The organism is Paenibacillus sp. UNC217MF, assembly GCF_000686865.1.
Lineage (GTDB): Bacteria > Bacillota > Bacilli > Paenibacillales > Paenibacillaceae > Paenibacillus_B > Paenibacillus_B suaedae.
The window spans coordinates 1-25,294 of sequence record NZ_JMLT01000009.1 but is presented as its reverse complement, the minus strand read 5'-3'; the positions used below and the strand labels follow the sequence as shown (position 1 = coordinate 25,294).

At 46.1% G+C, this 25,294-nt stretch carries 22 protein-coding genes; 6 read left to right on the top strand and 16 right to left on the bottom strand.

Translation table 11 applies throughout. The features are described from left to right. Positions 1–8 precede the first annotated feature (8 nt). The 8 genes from BP95_RS0105775 to BP95_RS0105740 all read right to left on the bottom strand — a co-directional run bounded on the left by BP95_RS0105775 (position 9) and on the right by BP95_RS0105740 (position 6,124). Positions 9–806 (bottom strand): phage protein, encoded by a 798-nt coding sequence (locus tag BP95_RS0105775; protein WP_021254389.1) that lies wholly within the window; start codon positions 804–806, stop codon positions 9–11. After that, positions 790–1,110 (bottom strand): phage baseplate plug family protein, encoded by a 321-nt coding sequence (locus BP95_RS0105770; RefSeq protein WP_021254390.1) that lies wholly within the window; start codon positions 1,108–1,110, stop codon positions 790–792. Before BP95_RS0105770 ends, BP95_RS0105775 begins: the two co-directional genes overlap by 17 nt. A gap of 30 nt (positions 1,111–1,140) precedes the next feature. Further along, the gene (locus tag BP95_RS29690) at positions 1,141–1,776 is read right to left on the bottom strand and encodes a LysM peptidoglycan-binding domain-containing protein (protein WP_231515050.1); all 636 of its coding nucleotides are present in this window, start codon (positions 1,774–1,776) and stop codon (positions 1,141–1,143) included. 25 nt (positions 1,777–1,801) lie between these two features. Then, positions 1,802–3,682, bottom strand: a complete 1,881-nt coding sequence (locus tag BP95_RS0105760; RefSeq protein ID WP_028531625.1) for a hypothetical protein — start codon at positions 3,680–3,682, stop codon at positions 1,802–1,804. Positions 3,683–3,846: 164 nt separating this feature from the next. Beyond that, positions 3,847–4,131 (bottom strand): hypothetical protein, encoded by a 285-nt coding sequence (locus BP95_RS0105755; RefSeq protein WP_005542653.1) that lies wholly within the window; start codon positions 4,129–4,131, stop codon positions 3,847–3,849. Between the two features lie 59 nt (positions 4,132–4,190). After that, positions 4,191–4,595 (bottom strand): phage structural protein, encoded by a 405-nt coding sequence (locus BP95_RS0105750; protein WP_021254393.1) that lies wholly within the window; start codon positions 4,593–4,595, stop codon positions 4,191–4,193. 62 nt (positions 4,596–4,657) lie between these two features. Next, positions 4,658–5,656, bottom strand: a complete 999-nt coding sequence (locus BP95_RS0105745; RefSeq protein WP_021254394.1) for a DUF3383 family protein — start codon at positions 5,654–5,656, stop codon at positions 4,658–4,660. Positions 5,657–5,662: 6 nt separating this feature from the next. Beyond that, positions 5,663–6,124: a hypothetical protein gene (locus tag BP95_RS0105740; RefSeq protein WP_021254395.1), complete on the bottom strand. Its 462-nt coding sequence runs from the start codon at positions 6,122–6,124 to the stop codon at positions 5,663–5,665. A 355-nt stretch (positions 6,125–6,479) separates the two neighbouring features. Here BP95_RS0105740 and BP95_RS0105735 point away from each other — a divergent pair, with 355 nt between their 5' ends. The 3 genes from BP95_RS0105735 to BP95_RS34195 all read left to right on the top strand — a co-directional run bounded on the left by BP95_RS0105735 (position 6,480) and on the right by BP95_RS34195 (position 13,769). Then, a complete protein-coding gene (locus BP95_RS0105735; protein WP_021254396.1) occupies positions 6,480–6,944 on the top strand; it encodes an ArpU family phage packaging/lysis transcriptional regulator in 465 nt (154 codons plus the stop codon). A gap of 178 nt (positions 6,945–7,122) precedes the next feature. Continuing rightward, entirely contained in the window at positions 7,123–8,307 is a 1,185-nt protein-coding gene (locus tag BP95_RS0105730) for an MFS transporter (protein WP_036666805.1), read from the top strand. Positions 8,308–8,666: 359 nt separating this feature from the next. Continuing rightward, positions 8,667–13,769, top strand: a complete 5,103-nt coding sequence (locus BP95_RS34195) for a S8 family serine peptidase (RefSeq protein WP_197035278.1) — start codon at positions 8,667–8,669, stop codon at positions 13,767–13,769. A 107-nt stretch (positions 13,770–13,876) separates the two neighbouring features. Here the strand turns inward: BP95_RS34195 and BP95_RS0105720 are convergent, their stop codons facing one another. Continuing rightward, positions 13,877–14,641, bottom strand: a complete 765-nt coding sequence (locus BP95_RS0105720; protein ID WP_021254399.1) for a TrmB family transcriptional regulator — start codon at positions 14,639–14,641, stop codon at positions 13,877–13,879. A 351-nt stretch (positions 14,642–14,992) separates the two neighbouring features. Here BP95_RS0105720 and BP95_RS0105715 point away from each other — a divergent pair, with 351 nt between their 5' ends. Together BP95_RS0105715 and BP95_RS0105705 are read left to right on the top strand one after the other, a co-directional pair. Next, a complete protein-coding gene (locus BP95_RS0105715) occupies positions 14,993–17,029 on the top strand; it encodes a peptidoglycan D,D-transpeptidase FtsI family protein (protein WP_028531623.1) in 2,037 nt (678 codons plus the stop codon). Between the two features lie 259 nt (positions 17,030–17,288). Then, positions 17,289–18,515, top strand: coding sequence for an MFS transporter (locus tag BP95_RS0105705; RefSeq protein ID WP_021254401.1), 1,227 nt, complete (start codon positions 17,289–17,291; stop codon positions 18,513–18,515). Positions 18,516–18,625: 110 nt separating this feature from the next. Here BP95_RS0105705 and BP95_RS0105700 read toward each other — a convergent pair whose 3' ends face one another. The 3 genes from BP95_RS0105700 to BP95_RS0105690 all read right to left on the bottom strand — a co-directional run bounded on the left by BP95_RS0105700 (position 18,626) and on the right by BP95_RS0105690 (position 21,586). Beyond that, the gene (locus BP95_RS0105700) at positions 18,626–19,297 is read right to left on the bottom strand and encodes a response regulator transcription factor (RefSeq protein WP_021254402.1); all 672 of its coding nucleotides are present in this window, start codon (positions 19,295–19,297) and stop codon (positions 18,626–18,628) included. Positions 19,298–19,479: 182 nt separating this feature from the next. Next, entirely contained in the window at positions 19,480–20,928 is a 1,449-nt protein-coding gene (locus BP95_RS0105695; protein ID WP_021254403.1) for a sensor histidine kinase, read from the bottom strand. After that, positions 20,921–21,586: a response regulator transcription factor gene (locus BP95_RS0105690; RefSeq protein WP_028531622.1), complete on the bottom strand. Its 666-nt coding sequence runs from the start codon at positions 21,584–21,586 to the stop codon at positions 20,921–20,923. Before BP95_RS0105690 ends, BP95_RS0105695 begins: the two co-directional genes overlap by 8 nt. Positions 21,587–21,747: 161 nt before the next feature. On the opposite strand from BP95_RS0105690, the gene BP95_RS29680 reads away from it, so the two are divergent. Next, entirely contained in the window at positions 21,748–22,623 is an 876-nt protein-coding gene (locus BP95_RS29680; RefSeq protein WP_051614006.1) for a hypothetical protein, read from the top strand. 89 nt (positions 22,624–22,712) lie between these two features. On the opposite strand, the gene BP95_RS0105680 is transcribed toward BP95_RS29680, so the two are convergent. The 4 genes from BP95_RS0105680 to BP95_RS0105660 all read right to left on the bottom strand — a co-directional run. Next, entirely contained in the window at positions 22,713–23,432 is a 720-nt protein-coding gene (locus tag BP95_RS0105680) for a hypothetical protein (protein WP_021254406.1), read from the bottom strand. 530 nt (positions 23,433–23,962) lie between these two features. After that, complete coding sequence (locus tag BP95_RS0105675; protein ID WP_021256072.1) at positions 23,963–24,559, bottom strand: hypothetical protein; 597 nt, start codon at positions 24,557–24,559, stop codon at positions 23,963–23,965. Positions 24,560–24,565: 6 nt separating this feature from the next. Further along, a complete protein-coding gene (locus tag BP95_RS32920; RefSeq protein ID WP_155987199.1) occupies positions 24,566–24,730 on the bottom strand; it encodes a hypothetical protein in 165 nt (54 codons plus the stop codon). A 335-nt stretch (positions 24,731–25,065) separates the two neighbouring features. Further along, a partial coding sequence (locus BP95_RS0105660) for an IS3 family transposase (RefSeq protein ID WP_028531620.1) occupies positions 25,066–25,294 on the bottom strand: 229 nt, incomplete at its 5' end.

Sequence of the window (25,294 nt, the reverse complement as noted above, 5' to 3'; positions counted from 1 at the left end):
CGAATTGGTTAAATCTTAACCAAATCCACTTCTGTCACAAATTGATCCATCGATATGGTATGCTTGCCCCGCTTCACCCGGTACACACCGTCAAAATCCTCACTGACCAATCGAAGCTGTGCATCTGCATGCAGCCGATAATTCAAGAGGGACGTCACGCGCACACCCTTAACCTTGTCCTCCTCATACGATTGCGGGCTGTCAATTAACCCGCTGTCAGCGGATAAGCGAACGATGCCTGTTACCTCTAATCCGGCTCCAGCAAGAGGCTTGAAATATAGCTTACCTTGCCGAGTAAATACTTCCGTATTGCATTCACGAGCTGCCCGGCGTATCGACGCAACTGGATCGCCTTTCGCAACGAATCCCTTCATATAAGCATGATTAGAACCGAGCTGCACGGCTCCATGCGGAATTTGCGCCCGACTTAACAGATCATGAATAATTTCGCTAGCCTTCGTGCCCGGCCGATACGTATGTGCCATTTCATATAAGGAAACTGTCAAATCGTCCTTCACTTGAATCGTCGTCACCCGATCCATCTGCTCCCGCTTCGTTCGTACCTCTACAATATTGCCCTGAAGCACAGTGCCGAGATCCTTGCCGTAACCCGCATTGACAATGACTCGCATCCCCGTGCGAATGTTCGCCAGCGTATGCTTGGACAAATTGTACAGCTCTACGGTGGATTCATTCGGTTCATTGTTATCATCAAAATCTACGTGAACATTCATTGTCAGATCACCGTAGTTGAATCGATAACCACCAATCAAAATCTCGCACCCGCGATTAAATAAGTATTCCATCGTCATCCCCCAAATGCAGGTGAACAGACTGCCCAAGTGTATCCCACGTAATCTGTTCTTCCGGATTATCCCCATACGGGACGATGAGCTCAAGCGGGAACTCCCGCGTCTCCATGCTGACGAACAGCGGCATTCCCCATACCAGCTTGACGCCAAGAGCTAACGGAGTATCCCCTTCCGATAGGTCCACGGTAAAATAATCATGGGTAAAGTTGTAGCGTATTTCGAACGTATAGGTTCGATCGCCCAAATCCATATCAAATGAGTAAGGAATAAGATCTTTGTCGATCCCGATGATCGCCATCCTTCTCCTCCTTTCTGAAGCTTCCTTGCCTTACCGATCCTGCATGTATTGTTTTCCGCCCCCGCCCCCACCTGAAGGCATGGTTTTTTTCTTTTTCTTTTTGGAAAGGCCAAGCAGAAGTTTCGCTCCCTCTACAAATGGCTTGGCGGTACGCTCAATGACATTATTAGCTATCCGAATCATGCTTTCAGGAATCCCGAAGTACCTAGCGATATCCATTAGCGACTGGCCAGGGCGCGCTGTATGCGTCTCCGGCACCGGACGATAGGAAGTATTTCGCTTCCCGGAACGGCTCTTCGGCTTCACGGCCGCCTTCTTCTTCGGCGGCAGCTTACTGTAAGCTGGCTGGACAATGTTGACCTGCTTCAATGACATGGTGAAAGTCATGCCATTAGCAATCGAGTTGTTATGAGCGGTTCGCAAGCTAGTGATGACACAATTCAGCATCATATTGCTCCCAGTGTATTGGAGCAGCTTCCCCTCGCTCATTGCCTTTACCAAACGCTGCTTATAATTGGAGGCCTGGGGGCCTATTAGCAATCCTTGCAGAACTAAGCTTGTTGTTTCCTTCCGGATGTGATCCGTAATGGTACCGCCCTTTTCCACATTGTGACTGCTCACCTGCACTGAATACTCAGGTTCCTCTGAAATGACGAACAGTTCCACGCCGCCTAATTTGCTTTTTCGCGTATTAATGGGACATCATTCCTCCTTCCGCCACCTGAGGCCTTGGGATAGGCTTAGGCTTCGGCAGTTTGTCCGCAATGCCCCGCTCTAATGCTCGGAATGAGGCGTCGTACTGCTCGCGGGCGATCCGCTTAATCTCTTCAATCATGCGGTTGTCAATATAGCCGTTCACGTTCAGGTTCATCGTGACATTGCTGTTCGTGCTGACTTCCATGCTGCCACTAGCAGTAGGCCCAGGCATATTGGGTGTCTGATGTTGAGGCATAGATGCAGTTGAGGGTATCGCTCCAGTCGGTGAACCCTCAACTATCGATTGCATGCCCTCACCATTAGGGGAATACGATTGTATATTTGATTGTCCCGTCGAGGCTGCAAGCGCATGGTTTTTAGCCATATAGGATCTCACAATCATCTTTGCAGCTGATTTTGACTTGTCATCCTCTTCTGATTCCTTGTCTGGGTTCTCCTCGTCATTCGGGAGTAGGAACTTCTCCGCTGCCCATAAGCCTGCATCTACGGCTAATCCGCCTAGAAATCCAACGGGATTAAAGCGCAGAAACCTTGTTGCCTTGCTGACTGTACGAGCTCCCTTCAACAACTTGCCCAACCAGCCGACCTTCTTCGTTGCAGAGGCAGCCTTACTCACATCTGACGCGGTCGAAGCCGCTTTAGCAGCATCCGCCATCGGCCCAACTGTTGATTGAACAGATTGAACCGTTTCAGCTGTTGCCTGAACGACGTTCGAGGAATCATCCGCAGTGGACTCAGACTTTTCCCCACCTCCATCTTCATCCTTCTTGCCGCCAAAAAGACCCATAGCAAGACCAGCTCCCCCAGCTAAGAAACCTCCCCATTTGCCGAGTCTTTTCGCCCTCCCTAATATACCTGCCCCTCGCCTATTTTTTGGCGCTGGGCTTGGTTTAGTATTATCAACCTTTGTATCCTTTGGCGAAGGAGCTTGACCTTCCCCATTCGATCCGGCAGCTGCATTCGCTAAATCCCGCCGGACATTTGAGGTAGGTTTCGGTGAGGATTTCTGGTCTGCATCCGTACCCGTATTCGTTGGAGGACTCTTGCTATCATTGGGCTTGGCATTATTAGGGGGAGAATTTTTATCCTTATTCGAGCCACTTGCCGCAGACTTCAAAGAATCAGCTGTATTCTCTTTTTCTTTGCCCTTATTGGATGGATTGCCCTTGTCTTTGGCTTCCCCTTCATTTTTAGTACCGTTAGCAGCTTTTCCAAGATCTTTCTGCGGATCATCTTTTCCTCCGCTAGAACTTTCAGACTCCCCATCAGATTTGGAGCCGCCCCGTTTCTTCTTAATTTTCTCGTACATTTCTTTGCCAAACTTTATATTGTCTGAAAGATCTCTAAGATTTGTAAAATCACTATTTACATCCTTAAATAATTTGTAAGCATCGCCTATATAATCAAGCCAAGTCTTGGGTTTTTCCTCCTTCTTGTCAGAACTGCAATTACACAGAGCAAAAGCAAGAGCAACAGCTGGCTTTTGCGAGAGCGAAGTCGGTAACTGCTGGGCAATAGACGAAGCAAGCTCATTCGTATTCTCAATCACAACCCTGTTTGAAGATGATGAGTTTGTTGCTATCGTTATCAATGGTGAAACACCGAGTGAAGCTACCTGCCTCTGTAAGGAAACGAACATCGTGTTCAATTTGGAAAACGTAATGCTATCAGACGTAGCAGTAGGAAAGGTAAGTCCTCCTATCTTCGGCGTCTTCCTTCTTGCATTTCGCTTCATCTCCGCTGTCTGTTCCTTAATGCTGTCCGTCAATATGCGGGAGACGACGCCCATCTCATCGAGCTTCCCGTTCATGGTGCGCAGTTCGCGGTGAATATTTTTGGAGATCCGATCATCCATTGGGTTAACCCCCTCCTTTCCCGTACATCCATTCCACAGCGGCGGCGGCTTCACACAATTCCTCAATGCTCATACCGCTCGCTTCTGCATACGTAATGCCGCCCCGGCTGTTCAGGACGACACGCCAGAACAATTGCCGGAGCGGATTGCGGGAGATGGATTGCTTATACGTCGGATGATTCGGATTCCAAGGGTGTATCGACCATGCCCAAGAAGCGCGCACACTCCAGCCAGAGCGGCGTCATCAGATCGGTCTTTTCTTCAAGACCCTCCCAGCTTAGGCGTGGAGACACGATGACATGTTGGAGGAAAAAGTCCATCGACGCTTCCAGCTTCCATCCCCCATCTGCCTTCAATGCTGCATCATACAATCGCATGAGCGCCCGCGCGCCCGGATGCTGCAGCACATATTCCTCAGTTTCAATCGTTACAGTCTTTTGCTTGCTCACAAGTAGCCACCCTTTCCGAATCCGTTTTATTGAAATTTAGCTCCTAAATTTTTACTTCACTATTCTGTTTGATGCATATAATCGAGAACTTGGATTTCAAATTCACGATCCTCAAGCTCTGAGCCGTACGAAGCAGCCGGCAGCTTCTTGATGATAGCCTGATTACCGCTAATTGTTTCTCCCGGTTTGTTATTGGACTTCACCATAATTTTGAATAATTTCTTCTCGTTCCCTAATCGATATAAGAGCGGCAATTGCGGCGACGTTGACATCACCGTCAGCTTAATCGTGCCGAGCGGATTGTTCTTATAGGCAATCGCTACCTCGCCGCGCGCGCCAACATGCGTTACCGTCTGCTCCTCATCCTTTTCACAGGTGACGAAAGTATTCTCGCCAAATCCCGTAATGTGTTCTTCGTTAATGATTACAGATACTTGCTTTGCATCATAAATACCGATACTCATAGATAAGCACCATCCTTTAATAGAAAATGTTGTGTATGATGTTCGTGATCAATTGTGATTCACTAGAAGCGGATAACACCGTTCACCTTCACTTGATGTACCGCACCTGCGATCTCGAACCAGAACGAGCCGCCGCGATATTCGCGGTTCGCGCGATCGCTTGGATTTACCTCATTGCGAGACAGGAAGGACGTACCGAACAGCGGCTCGCCACTGTCGGCTGTCGCGATGATACCCATACGTGCAGATTCCAACAGCACGTTAATCACCGCACTCTCGATTTGGACAATCCCTGCATCGGTGTACGGAATTTTGCTCGATTGATTGAGCAAATTCTGAATTTGCATTTCCATGCGGGCACGCACATAATCACGCGCCATAATGACATCGATATATTCACCAGACAGCGTCTTGCCTTCCGAAGTTCGTGCCTCGCCCTGCTTGTTCACGTACGTAATTGCGCCGCTGTCGTGAATTTCCATCAATTCGCCAGCTGTTACCTTCATCGCGTCGATGCCTGTGCACTTCTTGAACTTCCACGTCACAGAGCCCACTTCCGCAGAACCAACCGAACCTACGAGCGCGGCTTCTGGATATACCGCGGCATCCGTGTGATAGAACACGACCGTACGCGTATAAGCCTTGGACTTCAGCGCCTGAAGCTTCGTCTTATCAGCAGCGCGTGTAAAGAACAGACGGTAATCCTCCTTCTCAATCTCTGCAGCCAACGCTTCAACTACAGCATCGCTATTATCAGAGGAGAGCAGATAGTACCAGCCGTTATCGACTACAGAGCGAAGGCGAGCTGCTGGTTCCTCCTTCTCATCACAAGCTGTAATCGCAATGCGAGCCGGTGAGCGATCGCCTTGTCCAAAGAGCGCCTCCGCCATTTTGTATTCCGCTGTCGTATCCGCGAAATCATCCTTGACCGCCTTGAGATCCCCGTATTCTTTATAGGCAGAGCCTCCGGCTTTTTTCCCGATAATAAGCGGCATTCCGAAGGACAACCGACCTGTAGGCTTTTGTAAATCAATCGTTACTTGTACGTCTTGAATTGACATGAACAATCACTCCTTCTTTTCGTTTCGTTGTAATTCCACTTTTTCGATGAATGTAAAGTTTCGCTCGAAGCGATCCTTCATGCGAAGCCTAATACGGAGACCTAGTCCGGCAGTCGGCTCCGTCTTCCACTGCGCTGGCCCCATATGCACCTGCACGGCTGGGATTGTCGTCAAGCACTCCAATCCTTCCGTCCACTGCCAGCCGAGCAAATCCCGGCAGCGTTCCACCATATCCATGCGATCCTTGGAGCGAATGAGAAGAAGCCATTCCATCTCAACAACCTTCTCAATCATCCCTTGTGACTCCGCATGATGGGGCGAGCAATCGATGTAAGGCTCAGCCACGTCGTACGCGATAAGCGGCTCGGTCTGATCCGCCTTCAGGCCGTCCAAGGGAACAACCGGCATGTTCAATGCCTTCCCCATGGGCACGAGCCATCGTTCTACAATGTCGCGATATACAATCAATCCACATCACCTCCCTTCATCTACTGGGAAAATTGCTAATCTTGCATCCTGCTCATTTACTAATCGGCCATCCTAATAGAGCCTCATGCTGCTTGCTTGAAAATAGCGAAGGCAGCTTCCTTTCTGCTCACGATGTCCACGTTAACAGTATAAAATGGCGAACACATGTTTGGTTTAAACTCGTTTTATAGTTTCTTTTTGATTTGTTTTTAATTATTTATAGGAACAAATGTTCTTGTTTTTGTGGTATAATGGGAATACCTGCCCACGGTGTTCCATTTCGATGCTGGACCCAATAGATAGATAGGAAGTACACAACCTCGAGTATGAATGGAAACAAAGGAGGCCTTGCCTAATGGTAATGGGGTTCATGGACATGCCAGAGCATGAAGCGATGGATGCGAAGCAAGCAAAAGCACGAATTGATGAGGTATTTGCCAAATACAGAATGTGTAAAGTGATGAAGTTCGCCGTTCGCGAAGCGCGGATTACAACGAATTATGAAGCGAGAGAAAATGGCGCGACGAACCGGGTCGGCGACCCGACTGCAGCAGTAGCGGTCTATAATACAGATAGAGCGAGCGAATGTCTGGCGTTTTGCGAGCTGATTGAGTCCATCGTGCACGAATTGGAGCCGGACGAGCAGCTGCTCATCCGCGAGCGATATATGAAGGAAGCTCGCATGACGGATACGAAGGTGTACAATTTCCGATTCGATCCCCCGATCAGCGCCGTAACCTACGGACATATCCGCAAGCGCGCATTCGCCAAGCTGCTGAATGCCTTCCAGTACGCCTTTCATTCCACAAAGACATCATAATGCATGGAGATATGCTGAACGTAAACAAGCCGACCAGGATGCCATCATCTTAGGTCGGCTTGTTCGTATCTTGCTAGAGTGAATGGATACGACATCTGACAAGCAGGAATACTTTTCTGTTGCACATTCGTATTTAGGTTACTATAATAGTAGTAACTTTTTATTCAATCAGAAAGGAATGTCTCTCTTGAACTTTCGTGTATATATTTTGGCAGTAGCCGCATTCGTTGTCGGCACAGTAGAGCTGATTATCGGGGGAATTCTCGATCAGATAGCTGCGGATTTGAACATTTCCGTCAGTGCAGCCGGGCAGCTGATTACAATCTTCTCGATTGCCTTTGCGATTTCGGCACCAATTTTAATGAATCTCACAGCCAAATTTGAACGCAAAAAACTGTATATTGTCTTTTTGTTCATCTTCCTAATCTCGAATCTTATCGTGGCGTTCAGTTCAAATTATGCTACATTGCTCGCAGCCAGAGCCTTGTCGGCATCCAGCGGCTCGCTGCTTATCGTGTTGTCCATCACGATTGCCTCGAAGCTCGTCCAACCGGAATATAAAGGGCGCGCCATTGGCGTCATCTACATGGGCATCAGCGGATCACTCGTCTTAGGCGTTCCTATTGGGATGGTTATCGGAAATGCATACGGATGGCGGGCGCCGTTCCTGCTAGTTGTGGGACTGACTGCAATTGCAATGCTAGGGATTTATGCCTTCTTATCGAAGGTTCCCCCTTCCGAGGTTACGACCCTGCGTACACAGTTCGTTTCATTGAAGAATGCGAAGCTCGTCAGCGGTCATCTTATTTCGTACTTGATGCTGACAGGGCATTTGACCCTCTATGCATATCTGACACCTTATTTACAGGAGACGTTCCAGCTTAGTCCAGGCATGACCAGCATTGTGTACTTCTTGTTCGGCTTGGCAGCCGTATCTGGCGGAGGGCTTGGCGGCTTGATGGCGGATAAATGGGGAACAAAACGCTCCATTTTGTTGATTGTATCAAGCTTCGCGGTGATCATGTTTGTCCTGCCGCTGACGGCACAAGTATCGTTCTACGTCTTCTTGATTGCGATGGTGATTTGGAGTGCGCTTAGCTGGGCATTGTCCCCGGCGCAGCAAAGCTATCTCATGCAGACTGCTCCCGATACAGCTGACATCCAGCTCAGCCTGAACTCATCGGTGCTTCATCTTGGTATTGCGAGTGGTTCAGTCGTTGGCGGACTTGTCATTGAACAGAGCTCTGTAGCCAATAATGCATGGGTCGGCTGCCTGTTCGTCCTGCTGGCGCTGGGAAGTGCCATGTTCTCCCTGACTCGTTCTTCCCGAGTTAAGACCAATACAGCCACTGCAGCTGAATAAATGAAGTAAGTCGAAGGCAGTTGATATGATACAAATTCCACGCTCTGGAATTGTAAATCCACGGGGTTCAAATTTGGTTAATCACTTGGTTAATTGGATGCGAATTTATATTCATTGCGGGCGGATATTAAGCCCAAAAAACGACACTCTACTCCGAAAATTGGTGTAGAGTGTCGTTTTTTATTTTTGATTTTAGGAAATTTGATTTCAGTTACATTTCATTAACATGAAAGCGTTGACACGATACAATTTGTATCATATATTCTAAGTGAACCGCCATCATTTTCAGAATATGTAAGGAGGTGTAAATAACCCGAGAAATGCTATCTATCATTTTGAGAAAAGGAGTGCACAGCCGATTGAAAAATTTACGTTTATTTGTAAGTCGTTTGCTAGTAGTCGTATTGACGCTATTTTCCCTACTCTTTCCGATTTCCGCATACGCATTTGATTCACAAGCACAATTGACAGGCAAGGCACTGAGTCCTGAAGTGCGTGCAAAAATGCAGCAGATTGTTGATCAGAATAAATTTACAGAAGGTCAAGAACCTGTACTCCATCCCGATTTGCAAAACCTTACTGACGACAAGGAAATTTCAGTTATCGTCCAATTATCCGAAGCCCCAGTAGCTCTAGCGAAGGGTATGAGTATGCTTGAGGGCAAATCATTTACTGCAGCCTCAGAACAGAACACGAAACAAAAAATCAATAAACAGCAACAAAGCTTTGTCAGCCAATTAAGTAGCAAGAGTATCAACGCTAACGTGGGCTTTACATACAATTATGCATTTAATGGGGTCTCCCTTAAAGTAAAAGCAAGTCAAGTGGAACAGTTACTTAAGATGAAAGGTGTACAAATGGTAGAGCCTGACGTGGAAGTTCACGCTCTGGGGGTAGAATCCTCAAAGCTGCCGGATAGTGAAGTCCATCCGAACATGAACACGAGTAATCCATTCCTTGAAGTTCCATCAGTATGGGCCTTAGGCTATACAGGCCAAGGAGTTAAAGTAGGCGTTATCGACACCGGAATTGATTATACTCATCCTGATTTAAAAGACGTTTATAAAGGCGGACATAACTTTATTACGCAAGTAGTAGACGGTTCCGATACGGGATACGCTCGTACTAGAGGAGACGATCCGTATGAAACTACGCTGTTGGATCACCCTGATAACAGACCGTGGATTCACCCTACTACTGGAAATCCTTTTAATACCTCACATGGCACCCATGTTGCCGGGACGATTGCAGCTCAAGGCACAAATCCTTTTGGTATAAAGGGACTTGCCCCTTCCGTTGAATTGTATGCTTATCGCGTGCTGGGCGCGTACGGAAGCGGCTCGAATTCAGGGGTTATCGCAGGTATTGATAAAGCCGTCGAAGAGAAAATGGACATTATCAATCTATCTTTGGGCGGATCTACCAATAGCCAAGTTGCTTCTGACGCGATCGCCATCAACAATGCAGTTCTAGCAGGTACGACAGCAGTCCTTTCTACGGGGAATTCAGGTCCAAATAGAGGGACGATCGGCAGTCCGGGCACGGCAGCCTTCGCGATATCGGTGGGCAACTCTACTGTTCCGGAAAAAACGATGGCCGGAAAGGCTACTGTAACTCTAGACAAAGCGGGAACGGTCACACCATATATCATGAATTTGATGGCATGGAAATTCGGCACAGACCCGAAAAGTATTTTGACCGGAACGTATGATGTCGCCGCAATCCCTGGCCTTGGTAAAGTGACGGATTACGCGGGTCTGAATGTGGCAGGTAAAGTCGCTCTCGTTGCCCGCGGTGATATTGCCTTCGTGGATAAAATAGCGGCAGCAAAAAGTGCAGGTGCCGTAGCGGTTATTGTTCACAACTCTGCGAGCGGAACGAATACTCCAGGACCGTCAGGCGCCTTTGTGGGAGATTCCTTCGCGTCCATCCCAACGTTTGATATGTCCTACACGGACGGCAGCGCACTGCGAACGGCTCTTGCGGGCGACTCAGGTACCGTCACCTTCGGAGAATTCACCACTGGTACGACTTTAAGTGACGATATCAATAATTCAAGTTCGCGCGGACCTGCCAATCCGGTCTTTGATATTAAACCGGACGTGGTGGCTCCAGGAACTAACATCATGTCATCGGTTCCTGCCTATGGCAAAGATTATCTCGATAATCAAGGACAGCCTCTGCCTAACTACCCTGACTATTCCGAATCCTACGACCGTTATACAGGAACGAGTATGGCGGCTCCGCACGTAGCGGGGGTTGCGGCTTTGCTTAAATCGCAGCATCCGGATTGGACTCCGTTCGATATTAAAGTCGCGATTTCGAATACGGCCAAGCAACTGGACGTAACGAAATACGACGTCTTCTCTCAAGGTCCGGGACGTATTCAGCCGCTTAAAGCAGCGACAACTGAAGCGCTCGCGTATGAATTGGATCAAACCACTTTCTCCAATAAGACTTATGACTACACCAAGGGAACAATCACCTTCGGAAATGTATCTCCGAATACGAACAATCCAACAACGGTATCACGGTCTATTCTTGTTAAAAATGTAACGGGAAGCCCAAGCGACTATACGGTATCCGTCCAAACGACGAAAGCGGCGACAGGTACGCTTGCGAGCTCAATCGTGACAGTCGACAAGTCCAGCTTTACGTTAAACGATGAACAAAATTTGACCGTGACGCTAAATGTTCCGAAAGGGACTGGAGCAAACGGTAACGAAATGCTGGGTTACGTAAAGATTACAAACGGTACGACAAATCTAATTCTTCCCTTCGCGGCGAATTTCGCCCCACCGACGGGATTGAAGACCTTTACGATCGACAGCAACCACATCTCTCCGAACGGGGATGGCAAGCTGGACAGCACAACTGTGAGATATGAATTCCACGATAGGCAAGGAACTTCATACATTCAACTTTATGATCTGAACAATATGAGCGGCGGATATTACGGAGACGGTACTATCGGATGGATTATGAACGGCAGCGTGACAACGGGAGCAAAGGCGTTAACCTTTAACGGTAAGTATCATCAATGGGGTCAGCCGGGAACGACGCTGAACACAGCTGTTCCGGAAGGCGCCTATGCCATGGAGATTGTAGGGCAATCCTCTTCAACAGGAGCAGTGACAGGGGATTGGATTCCGGTGTATGTCAAGACGAGCACGCCAAAATTCGTTTCTCCCGACAGTTTACATGTTACGGGTTCGAATGTGCAGTTCTCCGGCTCGATAGACGATTCGTACGTGAAATTCGGACCAGTCGTTGAGGAAACTTTGGGCTTGGCCTACAACGTTAACGACAACTTGCATGTGAAATACGAACTATTAGACAGCGACGACAACTTGATTTCCTCGCAACCTGCAAAGCTCGATCAAAATGGCAAGTTCGATATCACGTTAAGCGGTTTAACGACCGGAGCGAATAAGCTGAAATTGCTCGTAGACGACGCGGCAGGTAACCATGCGGAGAAAGTTGTTACGATTACTAGCGCAGATCCCGTGTTAAGTGGAATTAAAGTACAGCCGGAGGCTCTAACCTTAGGTGTCGGTTCCACTGCAAATCTTACGGTAACGGCTCAATATGTTGACGCAGACGGCAAGCCATTCCCAGTAAGTGTTAGTGACGTCACGTATGGGGCCATCTATGCCGATTACGATCTCAGTGTCATAGACGTTGTCTATGGTAAAGTAACGGGGGTAGGAGAAGGCAGCACGACGATAACGGTAGCTTATGAAGGGAAATCGGCTTCAGTACCCGTCACTGTCACTACGACCCCAGTCGATCCTGAATTAACGTCGATTTCGGTATCGCCGGACAGCGCAGCTCTAAAAGTTGGGAAGGATGCTCAACTTGCGGTCACCGCGGTGTATAGCGACGGAAGCAAGAAAGACGTTACAAGCGACGCAGATTATCGTACAGCTAACCCAAGCATTGCTGCGGTAAGCGATACCGGCAAGGTGACAGCCGTTGGAAAAGGTGAAACGACAGTAACCGTAGCTTACGAAGGTAAAACCTACGCGGTACCTGTTACCGTTACAGAAGAAACGACAACCCCAGTCGAATTAACGTCGATTTCGGTATCGCCGGACAGCGTAGATCTTAAAGTTGGGAAGGATGCTCAGCTTACGGTCACCGCGGCGTATAGCGATGGAAGCAAGAAAGACGTTACAAAGGGTGCAAAGTATAGCGTTCCTGGTACGAACATGGTTACAGTAAGCAATACCGGCAAGGTGACAGCCGTTGGAGCAGGGAAAACGACGATCACTGTATCTTACGAAGGCAAATCTCATGAGGTATCAGTCACCGTAACCAAGGATTCTGGCACAACGACACCGACTTCTCCAAGATCGCCATCGACTTACACACCAAGCCCACCATCGACTCCAGCACCAATAGGCAAGAAAGTAAAAGCAGGCACGCTCACTACGACGAAAAACGTTAAGGGTGCGACTATCGCAACGATAAGCGTATCGAGTGAGGCCTTGATTGCCCAGTTGAAAGATTCGAAAGCGACTGACGCCACGCTGGATCTTACCGATATTGGCTTCAACGACTACAGCAGTGCGAATGTAATCTTTAATAAAGCAACGGCTGACAAACTACTGGCATCCAGCAAAGGATTGATCCTTACCGGCAATGGATTTACCATCCGAATTCCTGCGGATGCATTGGCTGATTTTATTGGTACAAATGGATTTAAAGCAAGCTTATCGGCAAAAGATTCTGACAATGGTGAAGTTAACATCCATTCGGCAAATCAAACAACCGTCGTATCGCAGATCGTCACGATCGGCAACGATACAGGAAAATTGAGTCATCCGATTAAGATCGAGCTTAAGCCGGCTAACAAAGTAATTGATTTGCAAAAAGTTGGCGTCTACCAGCAAGATGAAAACGGTAAATGGGTATATGTGGGTTACAATGCCGTGCATCAGCCGGGGAATATTCAACTTACAACCTCTACGCTCGGCACCTTCGAGCTGATGGAGATTCACATTTCATTCGACGATATTCAGACCCATTGGGCAAAACATGAAATCGAAGTTATTGCGGCTCAACACGTAACCAAAGGGAAAAGTGAATCCAAATTCGTTCCGAACGATACGATAACGCGCGCAGAATTCGTGGCGCATTTGGATCGTATTCTTGGCCAAGAGAAAGAATGGAGTCATTACGTTGCGATGGCAGGGGCAAATGATATCCTAGGCCGCGAAGAAATGGTCGTATTGATGATCAATGCCATGAAAGTCGATCTGAAGGGTGAGAAAGTGCAATTAAACTTCAAAGATAAAGATCGGATTTCGGCGAGCGCCCAAGCCGCGGTAGCTTATGCTGTGGATAAAGGGTTGATCAATGGCATGTCTAACAACACGTTCGCTCCTGATCAAAGCTCTACTCGCGCACAAGTGGCTTCTATTCTCTATCGTTTGATGAAACTATCGGGCAAAATTTAATTTCAATAAGTAATCAGTTCCATAGGATGAAAAAAAGCAGACCTCTTCGGAGGCCTGCTTTTTACTTCCTTTCACTTGAGGCTCTTCATGCAACAGTTTAATCCTCTTTAATAACGAAGCCGCATCAGCAGTGACTTCATTTCCTCGTCCGCCATGAGCTCTGCATTATATTTTTGTGAAATTCTCGCCAAGGCAACATCATGGTAAAAGAACTCAATAAAGAATTTTACGAATGGCTGCGCCCCGGTGCGCATTGCCTGCCATTCCCCTTGCTCCATCCCCGCGAACATAATTTGGGATGAGTCGGCTGCAACCAGCATGAATCTCTCCAGCGTATGATGCTCTTCCGTCGGCGATAACGTATTCAGCTTCGACACTCGGGCTTTCGGCACATCTGTCCCCGTTACAAATGCCTCCACTCGTACGCCTTCCCGCTCCTTCTTCTCCAGCAGCGGCACATATTTCCGAAATTCATCGCTCCACATCGAGACGATAATCGTGCCCTGCGCCTCTTCAATCAGATGCTGGCAATACGCCATGATCGAAGCTTCCGATTTCAAGCTCCACACATGATTGTCCGCTGCGATTTTGCGCTCATTCATTTGCTTCAACTGTTCAATGCTCTGTTCGAATTCCTTGGACAGCTTCTCGATAACAACCTGAAGCGGCAGCGCCAAATAGGTCTTTTTCTTTTCGGATATGGAGTCCGATATTAATCCCTTATCAATAAGACGCGACAGCACTTCATATATTTTCGCCTTCGGCACGCCTGAGTGCTTGACCACACTCGTTGCATCCATAGGGCCGTCTCCTGCCACCAACGTCTCGTATACTTTGCTCTCATATTGTGAAAAACCGAATTTCTGAAGCATAGCTCCTCCTTCTCTTTCCTGCAGCCGTATCGGAACTTGTCCGCATTATGATGATGTTAGGATTATCTTACTCCAGCCGATTCAAAATGAAAAGTCGAGCACGAAGCGAAGCCGAAGCACACTTGCATTATTTTGTAATATTGTTCAAGAAACCATCGTAACCGTTGCTGCATCTAATAGGTGTACAAGTCTGCCTTTTCTCATATGGAGTCTGGAATTTGATGATAAAAAGAGCTTGCCACTATATGAATATATGATCAATTTTAATATAATTCAGGTGTACTTGTACCAAAGGAATGACGAACCTGGTAAACGGAATATGATACGCAGATGCAGAAAGGAAATAGTGCTTTGAATCTATCTAAGGAAACTCACGCAAACAAACACAAATCAGACAATGAACGCAAATTTTCTGTCCGTTTGACTGGATTTTTCTTTATTATATTCGCCTTATTCGCCATACTTATTATACGCTTGGCGTTGCTGCAATTCGTAGATGGCCCTGCCCTCAAGCAAAAAGAAACTTCATTGGGCTACCGGACTACAGCTATCGCACCGATTCGCGGGATCATCTTTGATGCCAGCAATCACAAGATCGCTTATTCCACATCGACACAATCACTTTACTTTAATGTGAACAAAAACTACAAGAATAAAGAAAACATGGCGGAAGCCAAGAAGCTCGCTGAAAAGCTCGCCGAGAGATTCAAAAGCAATACCAAGACGGGAGAGGAACAATCAGTCGAGGACATAGTGAAGCGTATGGATTTGAATGCCAATGTTAATCCCGTATATGTCCCCCGCTTGATCAAAACGGATTTATCCTCGAAGGATATTGCTTATTTTTTGGAGCATAAGTCCGAATATAAAGATCTTGAGATTATAGAAGACAGCGTCAGAAACTATGATCAGGATACAGTCGCGGTGCAAACAATCGGCTATCTGAAGAAGTTCAAAGGTGTCAGAGAGTCCTACGATTATTATAAGGAGATATACGAAAATAGAAATTCCCGGCACGAGGAGCTCAGATACCTCGATTATGAGGATGTCGGTGTTGACGGGCTGGAGTTCATGTACCAGGAAGAGCTCCGCGGCAAAAACGGACTCAAGAAATTCCCGGTTAACGTAGCGGGACGAATTATGGGCCCCATGGAATTGACCAAGCCTGAGCGGGGCAACAATCTTCACCTAACCATTCATAAAAGCATTCAGATGAAGACCGAAGACGCGATTATGAATACGCTGCAGAAAATACGCAACTCCTCGAATTCCGTGGAGCGAGCCCCTAACGCACGTACGGGCTATGCTGTCGCCATGGAAGTAAAGACGGGCAATATCGTCGCTATGGCCAGCATGCCGGATTATGACAGCAATGTCTGGAAGAACGGCTCCATCAGCGTTGAGGATTACGAAAAAAATAAATCCTTTATGAACAACGGCACGATAAAAGCAGCCTACGGCCCATACGACGAAAAAGAAATGAACAAGCACCCGAACTCCATCGTGTATCTTGGCTCTACAATCAAGCCGTTGTCCGTCCTTATCGGTTTGAAGGAAAAGCTGTTCAGCGTGTACGATGATTATCCTGACATCGGCTATGCCGAAATCGGACTCGAAAAAAGGAAAATCCGGAATGCGAACAACAAGTCGCATGGTCGCATCGATGCCGCAAAAGCGCTGGAATTCTCCTCCAATGCCTTTATGATCGATTTGATCGGCAAACGTTTATATTCCCGAACGGATGTGAACGGACTGAAGACATGGGACAAATATATGGAAATGTTCGGACTTGGTGTAAAGACCGGCAGCGGACTGCCTGGAGAGATAGCCGGCCTAAAGGACTATATGAGCGAAGCCGTGCGCGCCAGCGCGCAATCCGCTCTTGCATACGCCTCGTTCGGCCAGCAGGGCAAGTATACAACGCTTCAGCTCGCCCAGTATGCGGCTACGCTGGCTTCGCATGGCAAGCGAATGAAGCCGCAGTTCGTCAGCAAAATTACGGATCCGGACGGAAAGGTAGTAAAAGAGTTTAAGCCGGAGATGCTGAACGAAGCAAAGTTCGATAAAGCCTATTGGGACTTGATTGAGCTTGGCATGAGCCGAGTGAAGGTACAGGGATTTGAAGGGTTCAATTATGACTATTATCGGAAAACGGGAACATCCGAACAGGAAGTCGCAAAAGGCATCAGAGTAGAAAATGGAGTGTTCATTGCGTACGCTCCCGCGCAAAATCCGACCTTAGCTGTCGCAGTCGTTGTTCCGGAGGGCAATTACGGGGCTTATAGCGCAGCGCCAATCGCGCGAGCGATATTCGATGCGTACGACGAGGCTGTTGGGCTTACGGGCACGCCGCGCAACACTTCTACAGATCAGCAATTTAAAAATTAAATGACAAGCGATGGCCTTCGATTAAATGGGGTCATCGCTTTTTTGATTAGGCTAAGACTCACTAGCTGAATAACCTTACCTATTTTTCGTGAAATTTTATAACCAAAATTAGCTTTATTTGTTATGATAAAGTCCATACTGATGAATGGTATCACATCAGAGAGCAAGTTGCGCCTTATTAAAGCTTGTTCTAAAGCTCGCATGTGACCTTCTGAACAAACTATATCCAAACACATATCAAGTGGAGGCAGAGACTGAAATGAATACGGCGAAAACGTTGGATAAGCCGAAGCAGCGCAAGCTGCTATGGAGTGCCGGAATGAGCTGGATGTTCGACGCGATGGATATCGGCATCATCTCCTTTATCGCGGCGGCACTCGCAGCCGAATGGAGCTTAACCCCGCAGCAGACGGGACTCTTTACAAGCATTAATTCGATTGGCATGGCAGTAGGCGCGCTGCTCGCAGGAGCATTAGCGGACAAATACGGCCGTAAGTCGGTTCTGCTCTGGACACTGGTCATCTTCTCGATTGCTAGCGGATTGTCCGCAGCAGCAACAAGCTTCACGATGCTGTGCATTTTGCGCTTCATCGCCGGAGCGGGTCTAGGTGGCGAACTGCCCGTCGCGTCAACCCTTGTCTCTGAATCCGTTCCTGCCAAGGAACGTGGACGTGCCGTTGTCCTGCTGGAAAGCTTCTGGGCAGCGGGCTGGATTGCTTCTGCACTGATTGCTTACTTCGTGATTCCTACATACGGATGGCAAGCGGCATTTCTAATCTGTGCCGTTCCAGCACTGTACGCACTTTACTTGAGAAAGGCAATTCAAGATCCGCCGCGCTTTACTCAGCAGACGAAGCAATCGGAACAGCAGAAGCTGTCGTTCCGCGAACGCTTTGTCGCAGTATGGTCTGGGCCGCACCGCCGCTCTACGATTATGCTGTGGGTATTGTGGTTTACCGTGGTCTTCTCCTATTATGGCATGTTCCTCTGGCTGCCTTCTGTCATGATGCTGAAGGGCTTCAGCTTGGTCAAAAGCTTCGAATACGTGCTCATCATGACACTCGCACAGCTGCCCGGATACTTCACCGCCGCTTACCTCATCGAGAAGTTCGGGCGCAAGTTCGTCCTCGTCTTGTACTTGCTGCTTACCGCAGGTAGTGCAGCCTGGTTCGGCAGTGCGACAACGGAAGGCATGCTGATTGCAGCCGGAATATGCTTGTCGTTCTTCAACCTTGGAGCATGGGGAGGCATGTACGCGTATACACCAGAGCTGTACCCGACCAAGGTTCGTTCTACCGGCGTTGGTCTTGCCGCATCCTTCGGCAGAGTTGGCGGTATTATCGCTCCGTACCTTGTCGGTATGCTCGTCGCTCGACAGGTTGCGATTAGCGCGATCTTCTGGCTGTTCTTCGTCACCATTGTAATCGGTGCGGTTGCCGTCCTCTGGCTTGGTACGGAAACGAAGGGCAAGGAGCTGGAAGAGTAAGATTGCAAACTTATTACACGCAATAAAATAGCGACAGCACCAGTCCTCTCCTGATCGTAGAGAGACGCTGGTGCTGTTTTTTTCATAGCAGCTTCTTAACCCAATACCCGTCATTTATCAACCTCGAATTTATATCCAACCCGCACGACCGTTGTAATATGCTTAGCTTTATCCCCCAGCTTGTATCGGAGGTTGCGAATATGTGTGTTCAGCGCCTTGTCGCCTCCGCCTTGCTCATATCCCCATATCGTTGTAATGAGCGTGTCTCGAGTAATTACTTGATCCTTATGTTCCATAAGACTCAACAAGATCGTATATTCCGTATGAGTTAAATTGATTGGCTTCCCTTCAATTGACACCTTGTGGGCAGACTTATTCATATGAATGCCGCACAAGATAATATCGTCTTGCTGCTCGTCCTGACTGGCAGACTTCAGCAATCTCCTAGCTCGTGCCATGAGAACCGCAGGCTTGAAGGGTTTCGTTACATAGTCGTCAGCACCTAAGTCAAAGCCAAGGAGTGTATCCTCCTCATCACTACTTGCCGTAACTAAAATAATGGGAACCTTGGACACATCACGGATACGGCGACATACATCCCAACTATCCAGTTCCGGAAGCATGACATCCAGTATGACAAGGTCGATATCCTGCTCTGCAAATAGCTCCAACCCTTGTTGTCCATCCTTGGCCGTATAAGCAGCATATCCATCATCCTTGAAATAATGAGCCATTGATTCCCGCAGGAGCTCTTCACCTTCGATAATTAATACCTTTTTCATAGCGTGATTCCCGTCCTATTACCCATCTTATCCGCTCTAATCCCTGCATCCATCATTCCCCCGGCAATTCCCGCATATACGCCAATGGCCGCCAATACGTCTATTCTGACCCTGTTTGCGTTACTCGCTCTCTTCTCATCATACCCTGCACGGCCATTTTATTGCCCGCCCCTTGTAAAAACTCACTGTCGTGATTTCGGAATGGCAGCTGCAAATTGTACGCCCTGCTCGATGTTGTACATAGAGTACGAGATGCCCAGAGCATCAAAAATTTGCTTAACAATATATAGTCCCAGTCCACTGCCCCCTGTGTTGCGATTTCTCGACTTTTCAACTCGATAGAAAGGTTCGAAAATCTGCTGCATGTCCTCTTCCTTAATGTTCACGCCCGTATTGATGACTTGAAATTGAATGCTGCCCTCCTGCACATCCCGGGTTAGCTGAATGCATACTTTTTCTCCTTGCGGAGAATACATAATCGCATTATGGATGATATTTTTGCACGCTTTCTCCAGCATCAGACGATCAGTGTGAACCATTATATTTGAGGTAATATGCTTCATAAGCTGAATCTCCCGCTGAGCCGCAAAATATTCAAGATCCGCAGTTATTTTATCCATGAGCTGCGAGAGATTCACTTCTTCCAACTGCAGCTTGAATGTATCGCGCTCCAACTTCGACATGCTTAAAATCTCACGAACCAACTGCTCCATTCCCTCGACAATCTGATGATTTTTCTGCAAATATTGATCGCGATCTCGATACGGACCGATATGATAGATCATTCCTTCCAGATACCCTTTCATCACGGTAAGAGGAGTTTTTAATTCATGTGCTGCAATCGCAAAAAATTCCCTGCGTTTTGTTTCTACTGCTCTTTCTTTTTCAATATCGCTCTTTAACTGCCGATTCGCATTGTGCAATTCTTGCATCGTTTGTTGCAAATTCACGGACAGTTCATTTAGGCTGGTGGATAACTCCCCCAACTCATCCGTAGAACGTACCTCGATTGGTTCGGAGAAATCCAAGTTCGCCATCTTCTGCGCACCTTGGTTAATGTAAAGAAGCGGCTTCGTGATAAACCTCGAATACAAATAAGCACTGCCTATGCCAATCACAATAACGATAACGCTTAAATAAGGGAGAAAAAGTGCCAATACTTGCGAGGCCTCATCTATCGGTTGAAAGGTAGCGGACACGACAAGCGTTAACTTCGCATCCAAAAACTGAATGGGCACGGCGACATCGAAGGAGTTTGAATTCACGATTGGTTTTGCTCTTTCGACTCTCACTTCCGCCGATAGTGAATAACCTTTGCGAACCGAAGAAAAAAAGGGAGAGTAAATGATGACTCCCTCTTTATTTTGAAGATAGACGACTGCATTATTTTTTTTGGAGAAGTCATCAAGAAGAAGCACGCCATATTGCAAATCAAGATCCTTCGATTTCGTTATGATTTCCTCGATCCCGGTCTGAAGCTGGTTCGTCTTATACTGCTCATAAAAGGTAGGGAGAAAGAAGTACAACGATACATAGATCAGGACGGCAAAGGATAACAAAATAAGAGACGTAGTCACGAAAAGCTTATAGGTAATACGCTTCATCTTCAGCATGTCCAACCAGTTACTCATCAATTTTATAGCCGATCCCCTTTACCGTTTTAATGTAAGGTATATCTAACTTCTTTCTAATATTTTTGATATGTGTATCGATGACTCTCGTCTCTCCATAATAATCGTATCCCCATACTTTCTCGACGATGCTTCCTCTGGTGAGCACTTTTTTCTCATTTTGAACAAGCAGCTGTACGATTTCAAATTCCTTTGTCGTTAATGGGATTTCAATCTCGTTGACGTATACTTTATAGGCATCGCAATCTACTTGAATTTCCTTGAACACCAGACCATTATTCGTTCCTTGATCCTTGCTTCTTCTTAATACGGCTTCGACTCTCCGTATCAATACATGAAAGGAAAAAGGCTTCGTAATATAATCGTCGATTCCGAGATCGAAACCTTTTAATTGATCCTGTTCTTCCTCTAAAGCAGTTAGCAAAATGATGGGAACATTGGACTCACTCCTAATCATCTTGGCAACCTCGAATCCGTTAAGGTTAGGCATCATGACATCCAATAGAATTAAATCGAAGGATTGCTTATTGAATTGTTTCATGCCCTCTATTCCATCGGATGCAACTTCAACGCTATAGTGTTGGGTCATCAAAAACTGTTTGATTAACTCCCGAATCTCTTGATCATCTTCTATCACAAGAATCTGATAGTTCATCAATATATCACCTCTTTAATTAGTATAGCCGTGCTATCTGGAGTTTATATGGAGAGACCGAAAAATCCCCACCAAAACTCTACATGATCTTCATAGTAACTCCAGATAAGGGTCATACAATGAGGTCGTAAACAAAAATACATTCACGAAGGAGATTGACAATTATGAAAAAGACACTCGCTACAACTGCTTTAGGAGCTGTACTCACACTCACCTCTCTGGGATCCGCATTCGCTGCCGAGGTACCTGCGCAATCTATCGGGAATGGACAACTGACAGCGGCTGTTAAGGTAACGGCAGCAAGTAATCTCGATGAAGCAACTCAAAACAAGGTGAAAGCCATTTTCGATCAAGTGAAGACAGGGACGCTTACGAAAGAGCAAGCCAAACCTCAGCTGCAAGAACTTGGCGTCGATGTGGATTTTGATTTCAACGCGGCTCATGACGGCATCTTATTCAAGGGCAAAGTGACTTCCGTTAGCTTCGATGACGCTACCAAAGAAAAAGTAAAAACCATTCTTGACCAAGCTCAAGCTGGTTCGCTTACCAAAGAGCAGGTGAAAGCTCAACTGCAAGAGCTTGGCATTGACATGGATGTGAATTTCAGCAAAACAGCTCATGGCGTTATGGTAAAGATGGACGCAGCGAAATTAGATAACCTTGACGAAGCTGCCAAAGAAAAGGCGAAAGCTATTCTTGAGCAAATGAGAACAGGAGCGCTTTCGAAAGAACAAGCCAAATCTCAGCTGCAAGAGCTTGGCATCGAATTGAATGTAGATTTCAGCAAGGGTCATCACTTCCAAGTAAAGATGGATAAATCGAAAATGGATAACCTTGATGAAGCAACTAAGGAAAAAGTGAAATCCATTCTTGACCAAATGAAAGCGGGAACCCTTACCGAAGAACAAGTGAAAGCTAAGTTGCAAGAACTGGGCATCAATATGGAAGTGAAGTTCGGCACGGCTCGCAGCATGACGAAAGACACGAATAAAGTGATGAAGGCAGTCAAGATTGAGAATGCTGCCCAGCAAAAGATGTAAGCCCTCTTTGATCAATCAAGATCAGACTCGATTACGAAAGAGCAAGAGAACGCACAAAAAAACTGAAAAAAACCGTGAGTTTGCTATAATTAGCAAGCCTCACGGTTTTCACATTTCACTTTAAACGTCATTTTCTCTCCTGATGGGCAAAGTCCCCAACACAAATGCATCATAGATGTTCTTAAACCAAATACGATAATTCCTTTCGATATTCCTTGCGGCTTGCGATGCAGTTGTGGATTATGATCGCAAACAAATCCTTTCCCTTTTCTAGAGCCAATAGCACCAGCTAATACATCAATCCCTTCACTGGTATGCTCCACGACAAAGAAGTAGTTTTGAGTCGCTATATCTGTGTCATCCTTGAATCTTTCATATATGAGCTTCGCGATTTCATTTTTCTGCTGTGGTGTTAAATGCGGATCTTCCCATGCATTATATTGTTTTATATCAATTATTTGATGGTCAAATAAGACTGGATCAATATCTTGAACTCGAAAACGATTAGGCAAATCCCATCTGTCTATTGAACTGTAGAAATCCAGCGCCTTCGATAATTTACGATTTGCTACTCGGACATCTTGCGGGATCTTGCTCGCCGCCATCTCCATCCCTTTGTTGAGAGTCAGCAAGAATCGTACTAATGATTCTTTGGTCTCCGGGTTTCTCCAGCCTCTCTCATCGGCAAATACTTTGCCAAGCAGTGTCGTAACAGCATTAATAAGCCATTCCTCTGGTTTCCTTTTCCCCTCCTCTTCTGGTAGCTCTTCCTTCAATTCTTCCATTACTACAAGTTCTTGTTTTGCCATTCGTTTCGTCCTTAGATTTTGGTCATGCAAAAAAGCTCATTCCCCCTTATTGTTCGAGTTGGAATAAGCCTTTAAAAGTTTATTAAGTGTTTGTTTAAGTTAGTTAGTGATTTCGTTTGTTGGGCGTATTGTATGATCTACCATCAACAACACTATAGTTATCACCACCCCATGAATGTTCATATGGTAATCCAGGATAATGAGTAACCATTATTGCATGTGCAAACGATGCAAGTATACAACCGTTCCATAAATTGTTTTTGTTTAATTGACTATTTAATATTACAGGCTTCATTTTTTTCTTCTTATCGGTTTCTTGCTTGGTTTAGCAAGATGCGATTGAAACTTCATTTGAATTGTCCCGATTTTCTTTACGAGATAATACTTGAATCATTATCTTTATCCCTAAAAAAATGATCGATTAGCCATTCATTCGGATCGGGTGTAACACCTTTATTAGTTTTTGAAGTTTAGTTAGAATTTGACCAGTATCGTCAGACTTAGAAGTAAAACCCTTCCTCTATTTTCACTTAAAATGTCATTAGCAAACCACACTTGACTAAGTTTGCTTCCTCATATATTCGTATAAGTTCATCGTATGCTTCAATTAATTCATCAATTGAAGTTTCATAGATGACATCATTTGACGGGGGCAGGCCGTTAATAATAAAATTTCGTTTTAAATGAATGAGTTCATTACATATAAAGGGGATATCTTCAGCATAAACAAAACCCATCCCCATTCCACCAGGATCGAGTCTAAAAGCTCCTGATTCTAAAGCCCGCCCAAGTATATAGTATTCTGGATGAAAACGCGTAGACGTCACCTGCAATGTTTCAATTAAGGAGTCCCATGCATAGTAGAGTCCCAAGTCCTCCTCCTGTGAATAATAAATCGTCATAGCAAAATCAGAAAGCTCCTGCACTCCTCCGTTTTCTAGTTCTTCTTCCCATCCAGCGTTCAGTAATTCTCCTGTATATATGGAGCGAACCTTCCCCATATTTTCTGTGATGAACGATTTCAATGATCCAGTATCATTTGTAATGCCGGCAGCAATAATAATTTCCCTTAAATCTTTATTAAAGCCAACAGTATCGAATATAAACGTTTTATGTTCCATACTCATAATTGATTAAGCTTCCTTTTCTTTTTGGTGAAGAAATGATAATGTATGTGTCAATTCTTTTGCAATATCACCCTTTGCTTTTCCATTCATAATGGGCTCTAGCATCTCATAGGCATATTTAGGAGGAAGATCTTTTGCAAAAATAGCAACAATCTCTTTTGCGTCCGACATTGATATTAATTGAAAATTCTACTCCATCCGTACTTTTTTGTGTTAAGCATATACTCTTTGACAGGTATAAAATTAGTACTATCTAACTCGATAGATACATTCGATCTGGTTACTACAGACAAGTCACATCTTCCATAGGGCCATCCTAGAGTCCCCTCTACCTCATAAATATTTCTTTCATCTTCCTGATATACTTCCCCCCATGTTTTATTTATTTTCATCAAGCTATTATCAGGCCAACTTAGTTTAGAGTAAGGAGGTTCCTTACTATATAATTCCACTTCGATGTTTCCACCAGTAACATCATGAAATGTGAGTGGATTGTCAACACTAAATCAGACAGCTTTTTTAAGGGATAATCTTCTGTAATCTACTGGACTCATATAGCCTAAGGTTCCATGGATGCGATGTTTGTTGAACCAATTTACGTAGTCATATAGCTCCAATTCTAGGTGATGTAAACTGTGGAAGTTCATCTGATTAATGAATTCCGTCTTCATAATTTTAAACGTAGCTTCTGCAACTGCGTTATCATAAGGACACCCTTTCATGCTTAAGGAACGA

Excerpts from the sequence above, each read along its gene's own strand:
- BP95_RS0105775 (WP_021254389.1), bottom strand. The coding sequence starts at position 806 with ATGGAATACTTATTTAATCGCGGGTGCGAGATTTTGATTGGTGGTTAT.
- BP95_RS0105770 (WP_021254390.1), bottom strand. The coding sequence starts at position 1,110 with ATGGCGATCATCGGGATCGACAAAGATCTTATTCCTTACTCATTTGAT.
- BP95_RS0105760 (WP_028531625.1), bottom strand. The coding sequence starts at position 3,682 with ATGGATGATCGGATCTCCAAAAATATTCACCGCGAACTGCGCACCATG.
- BP95_RS0105750 (WP_021254393.1), bottom strand. The coding sequence starts at position 4,595 with ATGAGTATCGGTATTTATGATGCAAAGCAAGTATCTGTAATCATTAAC.
- BP95_RS0105745 (WP_021254394.1), bottom strand. The coding sequence starts at position 5,656 with ATGTCAATTCAAGACGTACAAGTAACGATTGATTTACAAAAGCCTACA.
- BP95_RS0105735 (WP_021254396.1), top strand. The coding sequence starts at position 6,480 with ATGGTAATGGGGTTCATGGACATGCCAGAGCATGAAGCGATGGATGCG.
- BP95_RS0105730 (WP_036666805.1), top strand. The coding sequence starts at position 7,123 with ATGTCTCTCTTGAACTTTCGTGTATATATTTTGGCAGTAGCCGCATTC.
- BP95_RS0105720 (WP_021254399.1), bottom strand. The coding sequence starts at position 14,641 with ATGCTTCAGAAATTCGGTTTTTCACAATATGAGAGCAAAGTATACGAG.
- BP95_RS0105705 (WP_021254401.1), top strand. The coding sequence starts at position 17,289 with ATGAATACGGCGAAAACGTTGGATAAGCCGAAGCAGCGCAAGCTGCTA.
- BP95_RS0105700 (WP_021254402.1), bottom strand. The coding sequence starts at position 19,297 with ATGAAAAAGGTATTAATTATCGAAGGTGAAGAGCTCCTGCGGGAATCA.
- BP95_RS0105695 (WP_021254403.1), bottom strand. The coding sequence starts at position 20,928 with ATGAGTAACTGGTTGGACATGCTGAAGATGAAGCGTATTACCTATAAG.
- BP95_RS29680 (WP_051614006.1), top strand. The coding sequence starts at position 21,748 with ATGAAAAAGACACTCGCTACAACTGCTTTAGGAGCTGTACTCACACTC.
- BP95_RS0105680 (WP_021254406.1), bottom strand. The coding sequence starts at position 23,432 with ATGGCAAAACAAGAACTTGTAGTAATGGAAGAATTGAAGGAAGAGCTA.
- BP95_RS0105675 (WP_021256072.1), bottom strand. The coding sequence starts at position 24,559 with ATGAGTATGGAACATAAAACGTTTATATTCGATACTGTTGGCTTTAAT.
- BP95_RS32920 (WP_155987199.1), bottom strand. The coding sequence starts at position 24,730 with ATGTCGGACGCAAAAGAGATTGTTGCTATTTTTGCAAAAGATCTTCCT.